The sequence below is a fragment of the Cognatishimia sp. 1_MG-2023 genome, from assembly GCF_030548175.1.
Classification (GTDB): domain Bacteria; phylum Pseudomonadota; class Alphaproteobacteria; order Rhodobacterales; family Rhodobacteraceae; genus Cognatishimia.
Genome location: NZ_JAUORX010000001.1, coordinates 578,363 through 598,074 on the forward strand (window position 1 = coordinate 578,363; position 19,712 = coordinate 598,074).

A 19,712-nucleotide genomic window follows, 5' to 3' on the forward strand; every position below is an offset into this window, starting at 1 on the left:
ACACCATGGCAGACATCCTAAACGTCGTCTTGCCAGTTTTTATCCTGATCGGTTTTGGCTACGTCGCGCGGTGGCGCGGGTTTGTCGCGGATGTGCATATTGATGCATTGATGAAGTTCGCCTTGAACTTTGCTGTGCCCGCCCTGTTATTTGGCGCGATTTCTACTTTGGATTTGCAGGCCGATCTTGCGCCAAGCATGCTCCTTAGTTTTTACACTGGCGCGTTCACTTGTTTTTTCCTTGGCCTTTTCGGCGCGCGTTACGTCTTCAAGCGTGCTTGGGAAGACAGCGTTGCCATTGGATTTTGCTGCCTGTTTTCGAATTCCTTATTGTTAGGGGTCCCGATTGCTGAACGCGCTTATGGGCCTGACAGCCTTGGCGGAGCGTTCGCGATTATCTCTGTTCATTCGCTGTTCTGTTATGGGCTTGGCATTTCAACCATGGAAATCGTGCGGGCGCGTGGCAAATCAATTGCCCAAACCGTACAGACCGTGGCGAAAGGCATGTTCCGCAATGTGCTGGTAATGGCTATCTTTGCGGGCTTTGCCGTCAATCTATTCGGCATAACTCTGCCTGCGTCTCTTACTGATAGTCTTGGGTTGTTGTCCCAAACGGCCTTGCCTGTGGCATTGTTTGGCATCGGCGGCGTTTTAAAACGCTATAAGCCCGAAGGCGACCTGCGCATTGTTCTTTACATTTGCGTGATCTCGCTGGTCGTTCATCCCGCTATTACCTTTGGGATGGGCATGCAGTTTAACCTATCACAAGAGTATTTGCGGTCTGCCGTCATTATTTCAGCAATGGCTCCGGGCATAAATTCCTATATATTTGCAAGCCTTTACGGGCACGCCATGCGCGTTGCTGCGAGTGGTGTATTGGTCGCGACGTCGCTTTCAATCCTTAGCGTATCTGCCTGGTTGATCGTTCTTGGCTGACGTCTTGTAATCCCACGACTTGCGACCCATTTTGGATCGGAACATTGTTGGGGAAATAAATGGCTCTTCGTATTGATATAGTTTCGGACGTTGTGTGCCCATGGTGCGCCGTTGGTTACAAGCAGCTGGAACAGGCGCTGAAAGAAACCGGCCATGAGGTTGAAATTTATTGGCATCCATTTGAACTGAATCCACAAATGGAACCCGCAGGCGAAGAGCTGCGCGACCATCTTGCGCGTAAATACGGCTCTACCAAAGAACAGTCTGACGAAGCGCGCGCCCGTCTTACTGAGGCAGGAGATGCCTTGGGGTTTACCTTTGCGTTCAATGAAGACAGTCGGATTTTCAACACTTTCCAAGCGCATCAGTTGCTGCATTGGGCGGGAGAAACCGGAAAGGCGCATGATTTAAAACTGGCCCTGCTCAAGGCCTATTTCACAGATGGCAAAGATGTTTCTGACGTAGACGTTTTAGTTGCAGAAGCGTCGGCTGTTGGTCTGGATGCCAACGAAGCGCGGGCCGTATTGGCAGATGGTCGTTTCGCTGAAATCGTGCGCACGCAAGAAGGCTTTTGGACCTCACGTGGGATCAGCGGCGTTCCTTCTATGATCTTTGACAACAAGCACCTTGTGACCGGCGCACAGGGTACAGAGAATTACGTGAAAATCTTAAATCATGTTATTTCGGCCCCTGCCGAAGCCTCCTGAGATAAATTCACTAAGGCCGCAATACCTTGCGGCCTTACGCCCTTGTGGCAAACGACATGTGACCATGAACTCGTCAACACAGATTTAGGCACGGCAATATGCGAACATCTATCGCTGGAAACGCCGCCCTTGCTACCGTATCCTAGAGCCCCAAACGCCGCTGGTTTTCAGTTGGCATATACGCCAACAAAGGATCAACATCGTGACCGAAAAATCGTTGCAACCCAAACAGGGCATGACAGGCTACCCCATTAGCACCAAACAGCAAGAAGACGGTGTAATGGCCATTCGCACAATTGCTATGCCAGCCGATACAAACCCAGCCGGGGATATTTTTGGTGGATGGTTGATGTCTCAGATGGATTTGGCGGCGGGCAATTTGGCCTCCCGGGTTTCACGAGGACGCGGAGCTACGGTGGCTGTTGAAGCCATGCAGTTTTTACGGCCAGTGAAAGTGGGTGATGAAGTCACGCTGTATGCATCGTTGAAAAAGGTGGGGCGCAGCTCGATGACTATTCACATTGATGCTTGGGCCCGTTCGCGATTTAATGAAGAAAGCGCACGCGTGACACAGGCTGATTTCATCTTTGTCGCATTGGATGAAGACGGAAATCCCCGCGCTGTTCAACAGGATTGATCCTGCTAGGTCGCGCGAGGCATTGAATTACACGGTACCGCCAAGGCTGCCTTCGAGCTGAACCAGCTCTTGGCCACCAGCCATCATGTCTTGTAGCTCTTCTGGAGAGATGTCGCCCCGCACAGCTGTGCCCAGCGTCTTGCCCCGGTTAAGAACTGTAAACTGATCGCCCACGGCCATCGCGTGGCGCACGTTGTGGGTGATAAACACGACTGCGATGCCTTGTTTGCGCACCTTGTCGATCGTTGCCAACACATTCGCTGTTTGGCGCACACCCAGAGCGGATGTTGGTTCGTCCAAGATCAGTACCTTGGCGCCAAAGTGAACTGCACGGGCAATGGCGACTGTCTGACGCTCCCCACCTGACAAGGTACCAACCGCTTGGTCTGGACCACGCAGGTTGATGCCCATTTTTCGCATTTCTTCCATGGTGATCTGGTTGGCTTTTTCATGGTCAAAGAAGTTGACCGGGCCAATTTTTTTGAGAGGTTCGTTACCCATAAAAAAGTTTCGACTAACGGACATTAATGGGATCATCGCAAGGTGCTGGTGCACGGTCGCAATGCCCGCTGAAATCGCGTCGCGCGGGTCTTCGAAGTGCATTGGCTGCCCCTCAAAGTAAATCTCGCCCGCCGTTGGTTTATGAACGCCAGACATTGTTTTGATGAATGTCGACTTTCCTGCCCCGTTGTCGCCCAGCAAGCAGTGGCACTCGCCTGCGTGCACGTCGACAGAGACCCCGGCCAGAGCAATCACGCTGCCAAAGTGCTTTTCGATGTTCTTCATTTGGATGATTGGCTCAGACATCTCAGCGCTCCCCAGTGATCATACGACGGATGTAGGTGTTTAGGATCACCGCCGCCAAAAGGATAAGGCCGAGGAACACGCGGAAGAGCGAGCTTTCGACCCCTGCAAAGAAAAGCCCCTGTTGGACAACACCAAAGATCAGCGCGCCAAGTGCTGCACCAATAACTGAACCGTAGCCACCAGTTAGCAAAGCGCCTCCAATGACCACAGCAATAATCGCTTCGAATTCCTTCAACAGACCACGATCTGCCCCTGCAGAGCCAAACTCCATCACCTGACAGGTGGCAAAGACGCAGGCACAGAAGGCTGTAAACATGAACATTAGGATTTTCACGCGGTTTACTGGGACACCGGAGTTACGCGCGCTTTCGGCATCGCCTCCAGAGGCAAAGACCCAGTTCCCAAACTGTGTGCGGGTCAAAAGGATATGGCCAAAGATCACCAGAACAATCGCCCATACGATCAACATCGGAATGCCATCCACAACGGGCATTCCCTTTTTGGTTCCCCGTTCAAATGTGGCAATCATGCCGGCCTCGCCTAGCCAACTGAAGAGGCCGGTCAGAACCTTGCCCCCAAATACAACGGCGAGCCAGTCACCTTCGGCTGCATCGCGGATGCCACCGATAATGGTTTTACGTTCGATCAGCTGCGGTAAGAAAATGGTGAAGCCACGCAGGATGAACAGGAAGGCCAATGTGACAATAAAACTGGGCAATCCCGTGCGAACAACGATGAAGCCGTTTAACCCACCGATCGCGACTGACAGAATGAAGGTGACGATGATGGCTTGCCATACAGGCCAGCCTAGGGTGACCGAAAAGATCGCAATCATCATCCCAGCAAAGCCGATCATCGACCCAACAGACAAGTCAAACTCGCCTGCGATCATCAACAGACATGCGCCAACGGCGATGATCATAAATTGCGCAGAGACTGTCGACCAGTTCAGGACGCCCTGAGAATTAAACATGCCACTATCACCTGCGAACAGTAGAAATAGGGCGAATACAATAATTGTTCCACAGATGCCGCCCAGTTCCGGGCGGATCAATGCGGTGCGAAGACGAGACTGTTCTTTAATACGCTCATCTACGCCTGACGTGACGTTTCCGTCTGACATGCTTTTTCTCCAAAGCCTTCAATTTTTCGGAATTAGAAAAGGGCACAGCGATAAGAAGGTTTGCCGCTGCGCCGAAACGCTTAGCGGTATTCGCCAGCGAATTCTTCGACTTTGCCCAGGGCGTCTTTGGTTACAAAACCAGGGCCTGAGTTGATGTTGTTACCAGGAAGAACACCGTAGCGGTCATAGTTGGTCAACACGACAACCGGCAGATACGCCTGCAAGAACGGCTGTTGGTCGATCCCCCAGTTGATGACGCCAGACTTAATGCCTTTGACGATTTCATCACCCAAATCGAATGTGCCGAAATAGATGTCACCCGCGATGCCCATTTCTTCGACGGCCAACAGAGTTGGGTCTGCAGATGTTGGGCCCAATGTCAGGATCGCATCTGTTTCAGGGTTAGCGGTGAGGTAAGCAGTTACACGGTTTTTGATTTCTGCAGGGTCTTGACCTGAGTCAATCATCTGATCGCCTAGGTCGACACCCAGACCATCCGCAAAACCGCGGCAACGCTCTGCGACAACTGTGTTAGAAATAACGTGGTTCACGCAGACAAAACTACCAACTCCGTCGCCTTTAGCACGCAGACCTGCGGCAAAACCCGCGTCATACTCTGGCTGACCAACGAACATCAGCGCGCCTACTTCGCGCACTTGCTCAGGTGTGCCTGAGTTCATGATGATGACGTTAATGCCCTGATCAACCGCCGCGCGGATTGGGCCGCTAAGTACGTCAAAGTCCGCTAAGGTTGTAATAATCCCGTTTGGTCCAGACGCTGCTGCTTGCTCGATAATACGGGCCATATCCGCAAGGTCACCTGTAGGTGGATTGCGATACTCGACCTCAACATTCATTTGCTCACCGGCAAGCGCGATTCCGTTTTTGATGGTATTCCACCAGCTATCGCTATCGGGCGCATGGCTGACAAGAATATACTTCTCACCCTCTGCTGATGCCCCTGTGGCCATCATCAAAGGGGCAGCTGCAACCGCAGTTGCCAGAGCCATTTTCTTCATTGTTGAAAACATGTTTTCCTCCCAGTTTTCACCATTTTTGGCGAAAGAGCGGTTTCCTCCCCGACTCTTCGACTCGAGTTAAACACAAGTCGATTCATTTTGCAACCGGTTGCAAAATTACGAATTCCATTTCATGATGCACTTAGGACAGAAACAAAGTAGAAGACCGCCTATCAGCACTTTAAGGACAGAAAGACATGGTCGTAACGTTGAAAGAGGTTGCAGAACGCGCCGGTGTTTCCCGCTCTGCCGTCTCAAGAACCTTTACCGATGGGGCCTCTGTTTCTGACAAAATGCGACGCAAAGTCGAAAAAGCGGCGCGCGACCTTGGTTATAGCCCAAACGCATTGGCATCTTCGTTAACGACCGGTCGAACAAAACTGATTGGCCTTGTGTCCAACAACTTTCACAACCCGATTTTTCTAGAAGTCTTCGATCTATTCACGCGTGGACTACAAGAGCGCGGCCTACGGCCCCTGCTTGTGAACCTGTCACATGAAACTGATCCAGAAAACTCTGTCAGAATGCTGCGCCAATATTCTGTGGATGGTGTTGTTGTCGCTTCGTCGACGTTACCAGCCGGATTTGCCAAAGCCTTTCGTGATGCGGGCGTACCCGTGGTGCATTCTTTTGGCCGCGCATCACCAACGCCCTCGGTTCATGTCGTGGGCATCGACAACGTTGAATGTGGACGCATGGCAGCGCGCACCCTAGTCGCACGCGGCTATGGCAACATCGCCTTTCTTGGCGGCCCTCAGAAAGCCACCTCGACCCAAGACCGTTTCACGGGCTTCATGTCTGAAATGGAGGCGCATCCAAACGTCAAAACCAGCTATTCCTTTGCGGGCGATTACTCTTTTGATGCAGGCCGCCGTGAAATGATGCGTCTTGTTCAAAACAACCCAGCCCAAGCCTATTTCTGCGGCGATGATGTTCTGACGATTGGCGCTCTATCTGCCGCTATTGATAGCGGGTTGAAGGTGCCAGAGGACATGGGACTATTGGGTCTAAACGATATGGAAATGGCGCGCTGGGAGAATATCTCTTTGACCACCATTCACCAGCCGATCCGGCAGATTGTGACCTCGTCGATTGAACTTATGGTGGCGATGCTGAATGAACCGGATCGCTATCCCGAGGCACGGATTTTCCCATGTTCGATTGTAGAGCGGGACACATTGCGCCCCGCCCTGGCAAATTAACGGAACATCGGCGGGCGGGCATCGACCCACGCACCAGACGATTTCGCAGACTCTACTGCCATATGAACCGCTGCCATAGACCGCAGGCCATCCGTAGCGTTTGGTAATCCGTCACGCGTTTCACCACGAATGGCATCAGCCAAATCGCAATAGATATTCGCGACCGCCAATGGGAAACCCTCTGGGTGTGCAATTGCGACTCGAGACAGACGCTGCGCATCTTCGTGCAATCCGCCCTCGCCCTTTTCAATGATCTGGGTACGGCCACCAACGGGCGTATAGATCAACTGGTTTGGCTGCTCTGACGCCCAACGCAAACCGCCGGTTTCACCAAAGACCTGAATATCAAATCCATGCTGACGCCCGATGGCTACAGATGACGTCCACAAACGCCCAACGGTACCGCCAGACATGCGGAAATTAACCATCGCATCGTCTTCTAGTTCGCGGCTGGCGATGGTTGAAGCAAAGTCAGCAGATAAGGTTTCGACCTCATCATCACTGATAAAGCTGGCCATATGCAGCGCATGAATGCCGCAATCCGCAAATTGACCCGAAACACCTGCCATCGCCGGATCATAGCGCCAGCGCACCCGAGGATTATCCGCATCTGTCGCGTCACCATGATGACCGTGACTAAAGTTCGTCACGACTAAGCGCACTTTGCCAATTTCCCCAGCACGCACCATGGCACGCGCTTGGCGCACCATGGGATAGGCTGAATAACAGTAATTCACTGCGCAGATTTTGCCGGTCTTTTCTGCGACCCGAACGATCTCTTCGCCCTCTTCAACGGTCATGGTCATCGGCTTTTCACAAAGCACGTTGAACCCAGCCTCCAGGAACGCTTTGGTGATTTCAAAATGCGTCGCGTTTGGCGTAGCGACTGTCACAAGATCAACGCGATCTGCGCGGTCCTTTTCGCCTGCTAGCATTTCCGTCCAATCGCCATACGCACGATCTGCTGCGATCCCCAAACGTTGTGCGTATTCACGCCCAACATCGGGCCGATGATCCAACGCACCCGCGGTCATTTCAAAGCGACCATCCGCCATTGCACCCATTCTATGAGCTGGGCCGATCTGGCTACCTTCGCCACCACCGATCATACCCCATTTTAGCTTTGACATCAGAGGCACTCCTTATGAAAACCCAATAGATTCAAGGTATTCTCGATTAAGCTTAGCATCGCCAATCGGATCAGGGTCAAGCAGCGGATCGCAGTCTTGCTCCACTGTACACCACCCCTGAAAATTTGCGTCTAACAACACCTGACGCACCGCCGGAAAGTCGACATCACCGTCGCCAAGGTTGCAAAATATTCCCTGACCACAGGCATCATAGAACCCCGTGCGCTTGGCAATCACATCTGCCTTTACCTTTGGGTCTATGTCCTTGAAGTGCACGTAGGAAATGCGATCAATGTGCCGTTTCATAAAGGCAACCGGATCAAAACCTGCGTAGGAATGATGGCCTGTATCAAAGCAGATTTTCAGGATGCTTTCATCGACCTCATCTAGCAGGCGCTCCAGCTCTGGTTCGAAGTCAATGAACCCGCCCGCATGTGCGTGAATGCCTACAGTCAAACCATACTCTTCTGTGCCAATACGTGCGGTTTCAGCTATCCGGTCGCGATAGGCTTTCCACTCTTCGACGTCCATTTGCTCGGCTTCGGCAGCCCGGCCAGCGGTTGGCGCTCGACGTTCAGAGATTGAATCGATCAGCACCAAATGTTGCGCACCGTGGGCCTGTAATGCTTTGCAAGTCCGATGCGTTCCGTCCAAAACGTCATCCCATTTGTCTGGGTCATGATAGGCCCGAAACACGACGCCGCCGATCAATTCCAGATCGTGCTGCGCCAAAGCTTCTGACAAGATCGCGGGATCTTCGGGCATGAACCCAACCGGGCCAAGCTCTATCCCTTTGTAGCCCGCTGCCGCACATTGCGAGAGCACATCTTGCCACTGAGGGTTACGCGGATCTTGTGCAAATTCTACACCCCATGAACAGGGCGCATTGCCAATTCTGATCGTCATCTTTTCCCTTTCCGATGCTCAGAATGCGTTGATATCTTGCCAAGTCTTTGCATCAGATGATGCAAGGGCCGCCGCCACAATGCGGTTCACCTCATGCCCATCGCGAAAGCTTGGCCAAATGGATTGTTTGGTTTCAATAGCGCGTAGAAAATCCCGCGCCTCGATGATGATTTGGTCTTGGTATCCCGTGCCGTGGCCCGGCCCCTGACAAAACGGCAGATAATCTGGATGCGCTGGTCCGGTCAGGATTTTGCGAAAGCCACGGATGTCTTCGGGATCATCAGACTTATATAGCCACAACGCATTTTGATCTTCTTGATCAAAACGGATCGCGCCCTTGGTTCCTGTGATCTCGTAGGCGTAGCCCATTTTGCGACCGGTTGCGATCCGGCTGAAATACATCTGGCCCATTGCACCACTCGCAAATCGACACATCATTTGGGCGTGATCATCGTTTGTCACCGCCCCGCCTGTGCGCTCTGAATGAACGGTTTCGACTTCTGCCATCACGCGATCAACAGGCCCAATCAAAGCAAGGGCGGCGTTGATCATATGCGGGGCGAGATCGCCCATTGTACCGTTTGCCATGCCGGTGGTGCGCCAGCTGGCGGGTGATTGAGGGTCGGCATAAAAGTCCTCTGTATGTTCACCACGAAACCAAGTGATCGCACCAATTTCGGCATCAGAAATCAGCTTGCGTGCAAATTGACTGGCAGGTGTACGGATGTAGTTAAATCCAACCATATTCACCACGCCTGCGCGTTCTGCGGCTTCTGTCATTGCCAGACTGTCGTCGATAGAAGCCCCCAAAGGCTTCTCACAAAACACCGGCTTACCAAGGGCCAAGGCAGCCTCGGCAATGTCACGGTGTGTCTCTTGCGGCGATGCGATTACGATTGCTTCGACCTTTGGATCGTTCACCAAAACACGCCAATCAGCGGTCGCGCGTGCAAAGCCGTAAGCCTTGCGGTACCGCTCAGCCGACTCTTCTTGCGACGCACAAACCATCTCAAGACGCGGACGCAACGCCGTGTTGAACACAGCACCAACCGCCGCCATCGCGACAGCGTGCGCCTTGCCCATGTAGCCTCCTCCGAGGATGCCGATTCCGATCTCAGACACGTGGCGTCTCCTATTTTTTGAAATTCAGTTTGCAACCGGTTGCAAAACTTGTATCTTGAGAATCGAATACTCGCAAGATGAATTCGGCTCCGGTCGAATTTTCCCAGAAGGGCCCTGCTCACATGACGACTAAAACAGACACAATCCGACTGACCACCGCGCAGGCGATTATCCGGTGGCTTTCGAACCAATACATCGAGATAGATGGCGAAGAGATGCGCCTCTGCGGGGGTGGATTTGGAATCTTTGGTCACGGGAATGTCTCCTGCCTTGGCGAAGCCTTGCACGATGCACGCGATTCCCTGCCACTCTACCGTGGGCAGAATGAACAAAGCATGGGCTTTGCCGCTGCAGGCTACGCAAAAACATGGATGCGCCAACGCTTCATGTTCTGCACTGCCTCCGCCGGTCCGGGCACATCTAACCTTTTGACAGCTTCGGCATTGGCGCATGCCAACCGTTTGCCAATGCTGATGTTATGTGGCGATACGTTTTTAACCCGCCTGCCCGATCCAGTTCTTCAGCAGATGGAGAATTTTGACGATCCGACTTTTGGCGTAAATGATGCCTTTAAACCCGTCGTGCGCTATTGGGATCGCATCAACCACCCAGCGCAAGTGATCCAATCCCTGCCCGCAGCCATTGCGACCATGCTAGATCCCGGTGACTGCGGTCCGGCCTTTTTGGGCTTACCACAAGACGTTCAGGGCTGGACCTACGATTATCCGGTAGAGTTCTTTGAAAAACGAACCCATCGCATTCGCCGCATCACTCCCGATGAAAACGAAATCCTCGACGCGCGCAACGCATTGCGGAATGCCAAACGGCCGATGATCATTGCGGGCGGCGGCGTGCAGTATTCACGTGCCGTGAGCGAGCTAACTACCTTCGCCGAAACACACAATATTCCGGTTGTCGAAACCATCGCGGGACGCGCGAATATGTTGGCGGATCATCTGCTCAACATTGGTCCAATTGGTGTGACCGGTTCAGACAGCGCCAATGCAATTGCCGAAAAAGCGGATGTTATTGTTGCGGTTGGTACACGGCTGCAAGACTTCACGACCGGATCTTGGACAGCCTTTGCAAAAGATGCGCAGTTCATTTCAATCAACGCAGCACGTCATGACGCGGCCAAGCACCGCTCGTTACCAGTGGTTGGGGATGCCAAACTGTCTTTGAATGCGCTCGCCGATGGTCTTGATTACACAACGCCATCCGAATGGGTGACCCTGGCACAGACAGAACGCAAAAAGTGGGACGCCTATGTCGCTGAAAACGTGGCGATCGGTAATCGCCCGAATTCCTATGCCCAAGCCATCGGTGCGGTAAATGCCCTATGCGATCCGCGCGACCGTGTTGTTGCAGCCGCTGGTGGCCTACCTGCCGAGGTAACCGCAAACTGGCGCACTTTGGGGCATGGTACGGTTGATGTCGAATTCGGCTTTAGTTGTATGGGCTACGAAATTGCAGGTGCTTGGGGCGCGCGCATCGCCCAGATGCAAAAGGAGCCAGATCAAGACACCATCGTCTTTGTCGGCGACGGCTCTTACATGATGCTGAACTCTGATATCTATTCTTCGGTTCTAAGTCAGAAAAAACTGATCATCCTTGTGCTGGATAACGGCGGATTTGCTGTCATCAACAAGCTGCAGAACAACACCGGGAATGAAAGCTTCAACAACCTGCTGGCCGACTGCCCGACCATCCCAGAACCGTTTGGCGTTGATTTTGAAGCACATGCCCGTGCGCAGGGGGCGATCTCTGAAACCGTATCGACCCCGACTGAATTGGGCGAGGCCTTTACCCGTGCCAAAGCCAGCGGCCGCACACATGTGATTGTGATGAAAGTCGATCCTTACGAAGGTTGGACCACGCAAGGCCACACTTGGTGGGAAGTTGGCACGCCGCATACTTCGGAAAACGCGACAATCCGTGAGGCCCATGTTGATTGGGAATCTTCGCGTAGTAAGCAACGGAAGGGCCTGTGATGAAACGTTTCACCGCCCAAACCGCTGACCCACAGGCTATCGTGCATGAGCTATTGCATGGTGGAGGTGCCGTCGGAATTTCGGGGCTGTTCACCCCCGAAGAGATCGCCGAGGCGCGCGCTATCGTCATGGAGCATTCCGAAGAGGAATCCGAAAAAGTCACACATTTCCAAGGCGCTGCAGCGGATGCAGGCAAGTTGAACCTGCAACGCCGCGTATGGAACCTTCTTGGCAAAGGTGAGGTTTTTTCGCGTATGGCCGCGCATCCCGTTCTAATGGACATCCTGCGCGCGTTCCTAGGGACAGAATTCATCATGGGATCAATCGCAGCAAACCGCATTCTACCGGGTGGCCCCGGTCAAGAGCCGCATGTTGATTATCCTTATTGGGATTTTCACAAGCCCGAAACACATCCCGTTGGCCTGAACGGATCGTTCCCAATGAATGCTCAAGTCTCTGTTTTATTGGACCCTTTCACAGAAGAAAGCGGTGCGACGGGCTATGTTCCCGGCTCTCAAAAAGAGCTGCGCTACCCAACAAAGGCCGACAAGTTCCATGAAAACTGCGAACAAATGACAGGCGAGCCCGGTGATGTTGCGTTATTCTACGGTGTCACCTGGCACTGCGCGATGCCCAATAATGCTGACCACGATCGCAGCGCGATCCTCATTCAATATCTGCCAAAATTTGTGAAACCCATGGAAGATATGCCAGCCGCTCTGCCAAAGTCCTTTGTCGAAGAAGCAAGCCCAGACATCCGTCAGTTGCTTGGGCTGAACTATCCCTACCCCGAAATCCTAGACGCCGCCAAAGCGGGTAATACAGAGGGCCGCAAATGATCCTCGACGGTATAAAATCCCGCAACTTTCTGGTGATCGGGCGGGTTGGAATGGACCTGTCCCCGGACCCAGCTGGCACCAGCACGCAAGACGCGACAACCATGATGGTCGCGATGGGCGGCAGCTCTGCCAATATCGCAGCGGGTCTTGTGAAATTCGGCTGTTCCGCAGCCCTTGTGACCTGCGTCTCCGATGATGCGGTCGGCTGGTACTGCGAAGGGCAGCTAGACGCATACGGCATTGATCGCAGCCATGTTCGCCGTATCAAAGGCGAGGAACGAACCTCGCTTGCGATTTATGAAACGAAGGTCGAAGACCACCAAAGCGTCATCTACCGCAACAACGCGGCTGATTTTCAGATGTCCATCGAAGACATAGAAGCTATTGATTTCAAACAATATGGTGCCCTAATCACCGCTGGCACTGTCTTTGCCGCCGAACCATCTCGGACGGCCACCTTTCGTGCGTTTGAATTGGCGCGAGATGCAGGTATTCCCATCATCTTTGACGTCGACTACCGCCCGTATAGCTGGCCCTCTGCCGCGGTTGCTCAAGAGGTTTTATCCAAAGCCGGAGACATGGCAGATGTAATCGTCGGCAACGACGAAGAGTTCGGCTTTATGGCAGGCGGCATTGCGCATGGACTAAACAAGGCCCGCGCCTTAGCCGCCACCAGCGCTGCCATCGTGGTTTATAAAATGGGCGCTGAAGGCGCGATTACCTTTGCGGACGATCAAGAAATTCGAACCGGCATCTATCCTGTCAAAGCAGTGAAGCCCACGGGTGCTGGCGATAGCTTTATGGCGGGGTTTCTCGCTGGGCTATCCGAGGACCGGCCGCTTCAAGACTCCATTCTGCGCGGGTCCGCTTGCGCTTCAATCGTTGTTGCAAAACCCGGTTGCGCCCCTGCCATGCCCAATACTGCAGAGCTTGAGGCCTTTTTGGCGCAACACTCTGGCCCAACGACTTCCTGAAAGGAAACATCATGCATATTGCCCCTCATGATAACCAAAACAAACCCATCGTGGATGTCGAAGACGCTCTGGTTCCGTTGAATTATTTCAACATTATCAAGCTGAAAAAGGGTGAAGTGTTTGAATACGCTGTCCCCGGATATGAAACCTGCGTTGTGCCAGCGACGGGCACTGTTGATGTCGATGTGGACGGTGCTGTCTATCCTGCCTTGGGCCATAGGAGCGTCGATGTTTGGGGCGGCGAGCCTGAGGGGGTTTATGTGCCCGTTGGCGCCAAAGTGCGGATCACTTGCACCACCGACGCCACCGAAACGTTCATTGCTGGGGCCAAATACGATAAGGTACTAGAACCTTTTGACGTGCGCATTCCCGATCTGGACATCGTGCAATACGGGTCTGACGACACGAAAACACATCGTAAAATCAAGCACATACTAGGTGCAAACCACCACAATAAAGTTGGGCGCTTGTTGGTTAGCGAGCTGTACACAGTGGGCCAAGGCGGCTGGTCTGGTTTCCCAAGCCACAAACATGATACCGACAACCTGCCTGACGAAACGCGGCACGATGAAACCTATAACTTCCGGTTCAAACCCAACTACGGCTCTGGCGTGCAAATGCTGCAGCGTGAGGACAACAAGCCTGGGGATGCCTATCACATCATGGATGGCTCTACCCTGTGTATCGACAAGGGCTATCACCCCTGCGCCGTTCTGCCGGGGTATGAAATGTACTATTTCACCATCCTTGGCGGGCTGAGTCAGCGCAGTTTGAAACAGTATTTCCAACCCACACATGCCGAGCAATTGCACACGATTCCGGGCATCATGGATATGGTGGCAAAGTTCAAATGAGCCTTGTTTCATTGGCAGATGTGCTGCAACCCGCGTTAAAAAATGGGTATGCGGTTGCCGGGCTTGTGACGCTTGGCTGGGAAGAGATGCGTGCCTATGTTCGGGCGGCGGAGGCCGAGGGGGTTCCTGTGATCTTACAAGCAGGGCCGTCTTGTCGAGAGCATACGCCTTTGCCGGTTTTGGGGAAGATGTTCACATATTTGGCTGAAACGGCCAGTGTTCCGGTCGTGGCGCATTTGGATCATGGCTATACGGTCGAGGAATGCCGGATCGCGATTGAGAGTGGGTTTACCTCTGTTATGTTTGACGGATCGCGCTCCCCTCTTGCACAAAACATTGAAAACACAGGACAAATCGTCGAAATGGCGCATGCTGCTGGCGTGTCTTGCGAGGGTGAGATTGGATTTGTGGGTTATGCGCAGGGCGAAGCCTCGGCTGGAACGGACCCTGAAGAGGCAGCGCAATTTGCACGAGAGACCGGTGTAGATGCGATGGCGATTTCTGTGGGCAATGTTCATTTGCAGCAAGACAAAGAAGGCGGGTTAGACATTCCGCGCATACAAGCCATTGAAAAGGTGACAGAAATTCCACTTGTCATTCATGGTGGCTCTGGTGTTCCGGTGGCGCAGCGGGTTGAATTGGCGCGGAACTCCAAGATTTGTAAGTTCAATATTGGAACAGAATTGCGGATGGCTTTTGGTGATGCGCTACGAACTGCGGTTTTGGCAGATGAAACACGGTTTGATCGGGTGCAAATTCTGAAAGAAACCCATGATCCAGTGGTCGCAGCGGCACGTCAGGTGCTGCGGGCGTTTAAGGGAGAGTGACATGCTAAACATCGGATTATTAGGCTGTGGACGCATCGGGCAAGTCCACGCGAAATCCATACAACACATTGAAAACGCTCGTGTTACTGTGGTGGCGGATGCTTTTCCAGAACCGGCAGCAGCGCTTGCAGCGCAGGCAAATGCGCAGGTTTTATCGCCCGAAGAACTGATCCAAAGCGGTGATGTAGACGCGGTTGTGATTGGGACGCCGACGGATACGCATTATGATTTGATTCATCTTGCGGCTGAGGCCGGCAAGGCGATTTTCTGCGAAAAGCCGGTTGATATGTCCGCGGATCGCATTCGCGAATGCATTGATATCGTTGAGAAAAAAAATGTACCTTTTTTGGCGGCTTTTAACAGAAGATTTGATCCAAATTTTTCCAATCTTCAAAATCGAATTGGTCATGGGCAGATTGGCGACGTTGAAATCGTGACGATTCAATCGCGTGATCCCTCGCCTCCGCCGGTGTCATACATCAAAAGTTCGGGCGGATTATTTCGTGACATGATGATCCATGACCTTGATATGGCTCGGTTTTTATTGGGCGAAGAACCGGTCTCTCTCTACGCAACGGGGTCTGCTTTGGTGGACCCCGCGATTGGAGAGGCGGGCGATATTGATACGGCTGCGGTTGTGTTGACGACGGGGTCTGGGAAGGTCTGTCAGATCTCGAACTCGCGTCGGGCGACCTATGGCTATGACCAACGAATCGAAGTGCATGGGTCAGCAGGCATGTTGCGGGCCGCGAATGTGCTTGAAAACACTGTAGAAATTGCGACCGAGCAAGGGTTCGCAGCGGCCCCTGCGCAGCATTTCTTTTTGGAACGCTATGAGGCTGCTTATCGTGCCGAGATGCTCGCCTTTATCCAAGGGGTGACGGCGGGAACACCAATGTCTCCAAGCATTTACGACGGTTTGCAGGCGCAGGTTTTGGCGGATGCGGCGACGGAATCCTATCAAACTGGGCTACCCGTTAAGCTGAGTTAACACATAGCAAACGTTAAAGAAAAAGGCCCGCGCGTGCGGGCCTTTTACGTTTTGAAAATCTGGAAATTCGTACGTTTCGCCGTCTGAAACGTACGATTCCTTTTTAAGCCTGTTCATCCTCGGATGTCGGGTGACCCGGCTGATTTTTACATTCGATGAACACCCGCAGTTTGCAGGTCTCGCAAACGGATGGGTCCATCTGTGGAACCATGGCCGACACCATCTCGCGTTTGCGGCGGAAGATGTGGGATTTGCCGACCAATTTGGTGACATGGAACTGATCCATCTGGCGGCGCAGTGGCGGGTAGCGGCCGACGATATTTAGGCTGCCGCCGATCTCTTTGCGGTTGCGGCTTTCTTCGATCAGCCATTCAGAGCCTGCCAAATCCATACCGACGGAGCCGTCGATCAGAATGCCGAGGTGTTTTTGTTCTGGGCGGCGCTTTTCGAGTTTTCGGAATTCTTTTTCCAGATACTCCACCGCACCGAAATACATCGGACCTTGGACACGTAGGAAGACGGCCTGTGGGCACTCTGGCAGCTTCCAGTGGATTGGGCTCATGAAGGGGCGGCCTTCGACGTCGGCGTTGGGCACGTTCACTGGCAGGCCCGGACGCATGGTTTGGCGCAGGAACAAGGACAGTGAAACGATGACGCCCGCGTAGATCGCGAATTCTAGGTCGACCAGTAGGACAACGATGAAGGTGATCAATAGGATTGCTGTTTCAGACGGGCTGCTGGTCAGGATGTGTTTGATCTCTTTTACGTCGATCAATTTCCACGCGACGAGCATGATCAGACCGGCCATAGCGGGGATCGGGATATAGGCGATTAGCGGGCTGACCAGCAGCAAGATCACCAAGAGGAAGATCGCGGCGAGGATGGCGGCCAGCGGGGTTTTCGCCCCTGCTTCGAGGTTGAGTGAGCTACGGGTGAAAGAGCCGGAGCCCATGTAGGCCGAGAAGAAAGACCCGCCGATGTTAGAAAGACCTTGGCCGATGATCTCTTGGTTGGAATTGAGCGATTGGTGCGATTGCAATGACATGGCGCGGGCGATTGAAACCGCCTCTAGCAGGCCGATCAGAGCAAGGGCAAAGGCCCCTTGGGACAGGTCGCGGAAGATGGCGAAAGACATCTCTGGGACGGCGACCGGAGGGATACCTGAGCTGATGGGTTGCACGAAGATCACGCCGTGGGATTGGGCGTCTAGCGCATAGGCCAAGGCGCTGCCTGCGGTCAGGGCGATCAGGTAGTTTGGCCAGTTTTTGCGGTAGCGCTTGACCAAAACGGCCACGATGAGCGTGGTGAATGAGACGGCCAGAACATGGGGGCTGAGCGTGGGTAAGGCGTGCCAGAGCTCCCTCCCAAATTCGACAAGTTCATCCGGCCTGGGCAGGGATTTTCCTATGAATCCGGGGAGTTGACTAAGAAAGATCAGGACCGCCGCGCCCGCAGTAAAGCCGACCATGACTGAGTGAGATACAAGGCTGACAAGCTGGCCGAGGTTCACAAGGCCGAGGAAGAGCTGAAAGAAGCCCGCAAGCAGCGTGATGCTGAAAACGGCTGCGATGAACTCTGGGGAGCCGGGTACGAAATGCTCGGACAAGGTGGCGAAGATCACGACGGAAATCGCAGTGGTCGGGCCGGACACCAAGTGCCAAGAGCTGCCAAAGAACGCGGCGATCACAGGGGTGATCATTGCAGTATAAAGGCCGTATTGCGGAGGAAGGCCCGCGATGGCGGCAAAGGCGATGCCCTGCGGCAGAACGATTGCGGCGTTGGTGAGGCCTGCAAAAACATCCGCGCGGAAGGTTTCGCGGTTGACCATCGGGAACCAATCGAGAAAAGGCATCATTGCGCGTACGCGTGCCTTTGCGCTGACCTTTTGTTTGGTCGCGGGGGGCGCGATGTGCGGCGCTTCTTCTGCAGGTCGTCCGAAACGCCAAGTCATACGTGAAAGCCTTCCTTTGCTGTCGTCCTGATCGAACGTCTGGCTGCGGTCCTTCGCCGAACATCTTGTCGGCTGAATTTTCAAGAGTGGCGATTGCCGCCAAAGGCTGCCACAGAATCCATGGTCTGGGCAGTTATGAGACTATTAGTCCCAAAAATTGATGTTTGCAATGCGATGCCCTGCGGCGTTTTCGGCTGAATAGCGGGTTTTGTCGTTTCCTACATTTGACGCATTTTCGAAACTCTGATGATGTTGCCGATATGCGTCAAATATCTGATTAAATTAATCGGATTGACTATCCCGATTAATTAAGTCAGAAAACAGCTTATCTCGGAAATTCCAATTTCAGCTTGAGACCCGCGGTTTCAGGCACGGTTAAACACGTCTTATTATCAGGATCAGTATATGAAACTCGTCACATCTAGCGTTGCTTTTATTTTGGCAAGCACCAGCGCCTTTGCGGGCGGTCATGCCTCGCAAGAGGCCGTTTTGGCCAACTATGCGAATATCGCCGAAGCGAAATATGCCGATAGCCTTGCGACTGCGAAAGTGTTGCAGGCTGCGGTTGCGACTTTGGCGGATAAGCCATCCGCCGAGAACCTAGAAGCCGCAAAGAAAGCATGGCTCGCGGCCCGTGTACCCTATCAGCAGACCGAGGTGTTCCGTTTTGGGAATGCGATTGTGGATGACTGGGAAGGCAAGGTGAACGCATGGCCATTGGACGAAGGTCTGATTGACTATGTGGATGCAGCGTATGGGGGCGCGACGGATGAGAATGCGGTTGCTGTGTTGAACGTGATTGCGAACCCAATGTTTGAATTGGGTGGCACAACGGTTGATGCAACTATGATCACCCCTGCTCTGCTGGAAGAGACATTGCAAGAAGCGGATGGCGTCGAGGCGAATGTGGCGACAGGCTATCACGCGATTGAGTTCCTGCTGTGGGGCCAAGATTTGAATGGCCATGGCGCAGGTGCTGGTGCGCGTCCTTGGACTGATTACGCGGCAGGTGATGACTGCACAGGTGGCAATTGTGATCGTCGGGCGGAATATCTGATCGCGGCGACGGATTTGTTGGTGTCTGATCTGGATTGGATGGTGGCACAGTGGGCTGAGGCTGGCGCGGCACGGGCAGAATTGCTGGCGGATCAAAACGCGGGCATCGTTGCGATGCTGACTGGTATGGGCTCTTTGTCTTATGGGGAGCAAGCGGGCGAACGGATGCGTCTTGGTCTGATGCTGAACGATCCTGAAGAAGAGCATGATTGTTTCTCTGACAACACACACAACAGCCACTACTACGATGGGCTTGGTGTGCAGAACGTCTATTTTGGCGCCTATACCCGGATTGATGGCACTGTAGTGTCCGGCCCGTCCTTGTCTAATCTGGTGATGGCAAAGGACGCGGCACTGGATGCCGAGATGAAGGGCAAGTTGTTCACAACCATGAAGGCCCTTGGCGCGATCAAAACAGCGGCGGAAGCTGGGTTTGCCTATGACCAAATGCTAGAGCGCGGCAATGACGCGGGCGAAGCCTTGGTTATGGGTGGTGTGACTGGTTTGATTGATCAGACCAAAACGATTGAGCGTGTTGTGACAGCGCTTGAGCTAGAGAACATCGCGTTTGAAGGGTCCGACTCTTTGGACAACCCAACCGCCGTATTTAACTAATACTTTCAAAGAGAAAAGCCGTGGCG

General features: G+C 53.3%; 18 protein-coding genes. 11 read left to right on the forward strand and 7 right to left on the reverse strand.

Annotation, left to right across the window (positions count from 1 at the left end):
• The first annotated feature begins 5 nt into the window (after positions 1 to 5).
• From Q4544_RS02780 to Q4544_RS02790, 3 genes are all read left to right on the forward strand, one after another.
• The gene (locus Q4544_RS02780; protein WP_303503937.1) at positions 6 to 935 is read left to right on the forward strand and encodes an AEC family transporter; all 930 of its coding nucleotides are present in this window, start codon (positions 6 to 8) and stop codon (positions 933 to 935) included.
• A gap of 59 nt (positions 936 to 994) precedes the next feature.
• A complete protein-coding gene (locus tag Q4544_RS02785) occupies positions 995 to 1,642 on the forward strand; it encodes a DsbA family oxidoreductase (RefSeq protein WP_303503938.1) in 648 nt (215 codons plus the stop codon).
• Between the two features lie 235 nt (positions 1,643 to 1,877).
• A complete protein-coding gene (locus tag Q4544_RS02790; RefSeq protein ID WP_303504009.1) occupies positions 1,878 to 2,279 on the forward strand; it encodes an acyl-CoA thioesterase in 402 nt (133 codons plus the stop codon).
• A 27-nt stretch (positions 2,280 to 2,306) separates the two neighbouring features.
• Here the strand turns inward: Q4544_RS02790 and Q4544_RS02795 are convergent, their stop codons facing one another.
• The 3 genes from Q4544_RS02795 to Q4544_RS02805 all read right to left on the reverse strand — a co-directional run bounded on the left by Q4544_RS02795 (position 2,307) and on the right by Q4544_RS02805 (position 5,240).
• A complete protein-coding gene (locus Q4544_RS02795) occupies positions 2,307 to 3,086 on the reverse strand; it encodes an ATP-binding cassette domain-containing protein (protein ID WP_303503939.1) in 780 nt (259 codons plus the stop codon).
• 1 nt (position 3,087) lies between these two features.
• Positions 3,088 to 4,209, reverse strand: coding sequence for an ABC transporter permease (locus Q4544_RS02800; protein WP_303503940.1), 1,122 nt, complete (start codon positions 4,207 to 4,209; stop codon positions 3,088 to 3,090).
• An 80-nt stretch (positions 4,210 to 4,289) separates the two neighbouring features.
• Positions 4,290 to 5,240: a sugar ABC transporter substrate-binding protein gene (locus tag Q4544_RS02805; RefSeq protein WP_303503941.1), complete on the reverse strand. Its 951-nt coding sequence runs from the start codon at positions 5,238 to 5,240 to the stop codon at positions 4,290 to 4,292.
• 185 nt (positions 5,241 to 5,425) lie between these two features.
• On the opposite strand from Q4544_RS02805, the gene Q4544_RS02810 reads away from it, so the two are divergent.
• The gene (locus Q4544_RS02810; RefSeq protein WP_303503942.1) at positions 5,426 to 6,430 is read left to right on the forward strand and encodes a LacI family DNA-binding transcriptional regulator; all 1,005 of its coding nucleotides are present in this window, start codon (positions 5,426 to 5,428) and stop codon (positions 6,428 to 6,430) included.
• Here Q4544_RS02810 and Q4544_RS02815 read toward each other — a convergent pair.
• The 3 genes from Q4544_RS02815 to Q4544_RS02825 are packed head-to-tail and all read right to left on the reverse strand — an operon-like array spanning position 6,427 to position 9,588.
• A complete protein-coding gene (locus Q4544_RS02815) occupies positions 6,427 to 7,560 on the reverse strand; it encodes a Gfo/Idh/MocA family protein (protein WP_303503943.1) in 1,134 nt (377 codons plus the stop codon). The genes Q4544_RS02810 and Q4544_RS02815 overlap by 4 nt on opposite strands.
• Positions 7,561 to 7,572: 12 nt before the next feature.
• Entirely contained in the window at positions 7,573 to 8,466 is an 894-nt protein-coding gene (locus tag Q4544_RS02820; protein WP_303503944.1) for a TIM barrel protein, read from the reverse strand.
• Positions 8,467 to 8,484: 18 nt separating this feature from the next.
• The gene (locus Q4544_RS02825; protein ID WP_303503945.1) at positions 8,485 to 9,588 is read right to left on the reverse strand and encodes a Gfo/Idh/MocA family protein; all 1,104 of its coding nucleotides are present in this window, start codon (positions 9,586 to 9,588) and stop codon (positions 8,485 to 8,487) included.
• Positions 9,589 to 9,710: 122 nt separating this feature from the next.
• Between Q4544_RS02825 and iolD the strand changes: the two genes are divergently transcribed.
• Genes iolD through iolG form a run of 6 tightly spaced genes read left to right on the forward strand, consistent with a single transcriptional unit; the run spans position 9,711 to position 16,064 of the window.
• A complete protein-coding gene (gene iolD / locus Q4544_RS02830) occupies positions 9,711 to 11,579 on the forward strand; it encodes a 3D-(3,5/4)-trihydroxycyclohexane-1,2-dione acylhydrolase (decyclizing) (protein WP_303503946.1) in 1,869 nt (622 codons plus the stop codon).
• The gene (locus Q4544_RS02835; RefSeq protein ID WP_303503947.1) at positions 11,579 to 12,418 is read left to right on the forward strand and encodes a phytanoyl-CoA dioxygenase family protein; all 840 of its coding nucleotides are present in this window, start codon (positions 11,579 to 11,581) and stop codon (positions 12,416 to 12,418) included. The genes iolD and Q4544_RS02835 overlap by 1 nt, the downstream gene beginning before the upstream one ends.
• Positions 12,415 to 13,392 (forward strand): 5-dehydro-2-deoxygluconokinase, encoded by a 978-nt coding sequence (gene iolC / locus Q4544_RS02840; protein WP_303503948.1) that lies wholly within the window; start codon positions 12,415 to 12,417, stop codon positions 13,390 to 13,392. Before Q4544_RS02835 ends, iolC begins: the two co-directional genes overlap by 4 nt.
• 11 nt (positions 13,393 to 13,403) lie before the next feature.
• Positions 13,404 to 14,246, forward strand: a complete 843-nt coding sequence (locus Q4544_RS02845) for a 5-deoxy-glucuronate isomerase (protein ID WP_303503949.1) — start codon at positions 13,404 to 13,406, stop codon at positions 14,244 to 14,246.
• Positions 14,243 to 15,073: a class II fructose-bisphosphate aldolase gene (locus Q4544_RS02850; protein ID WP_303503950.1), complete on the forward strand. Its 831-nt coding sequence runs from the start codon at positions 14,243 to 14,245 to the stop codon at positions 15,071 to 15,073. Before Q4544_RS02845 ends, Q4544_RS02850 begins: the two co-directional genes overlap by 4 nt.
• Before the next feature lies 1 nt (position 15,074).
• Positions 15,075 to 16,064 carry an inositol 2-dehydrogenase gene (gene iolG / locus Q4544_RS02855; RefSeq protein WP_303503951.1) on the forward strand — a complete coding sequence of 330 codons (990 nt, stop codon included), beginning with the start codon at positions 15,075 to 15,077 and terminating at the stop codon, positions 16,062 to 16,064.
• 103 nt (positions 16,065 to 16,167) lie between these two features.
• Here iolG and Q4544_RS02860 read toward each other — a convergent pair whose 3' ends face one another.
• The gene (locus Q4544_RS02860; RefSeq protein ID WP_303503952.1) at positions 16,168 to 18,015 is read right to left on the reverse strand and encodes a SulP family inorganic anion transporter; all 1,848 of its coding nucleotides are present in this window, start codon (positions 18,013 to 18,015) and stop codon (positions 16,168 to 16,170) included.
• A gap of 405 nt (positions 18,016 to 18,420) precedes the next feature.
• On the opposite strand from Q4544_RS02860, the gene Q4544_RS02865 reads away from it, so the two are divergent.
• Positions 18,421 to 19,686, forward strand: coding sequence for an imelysin family protein (locus Q4544_RS02865; RefSeq protein WP_303503953.1), 1,266 nt, complete (start codon positions 18,421 to 18,423; stop codon positions 19,684 to 19,686).
• The last annotated feature ends 26 nt before the right edge of the window (positions 19,687 to 19,712 follow it).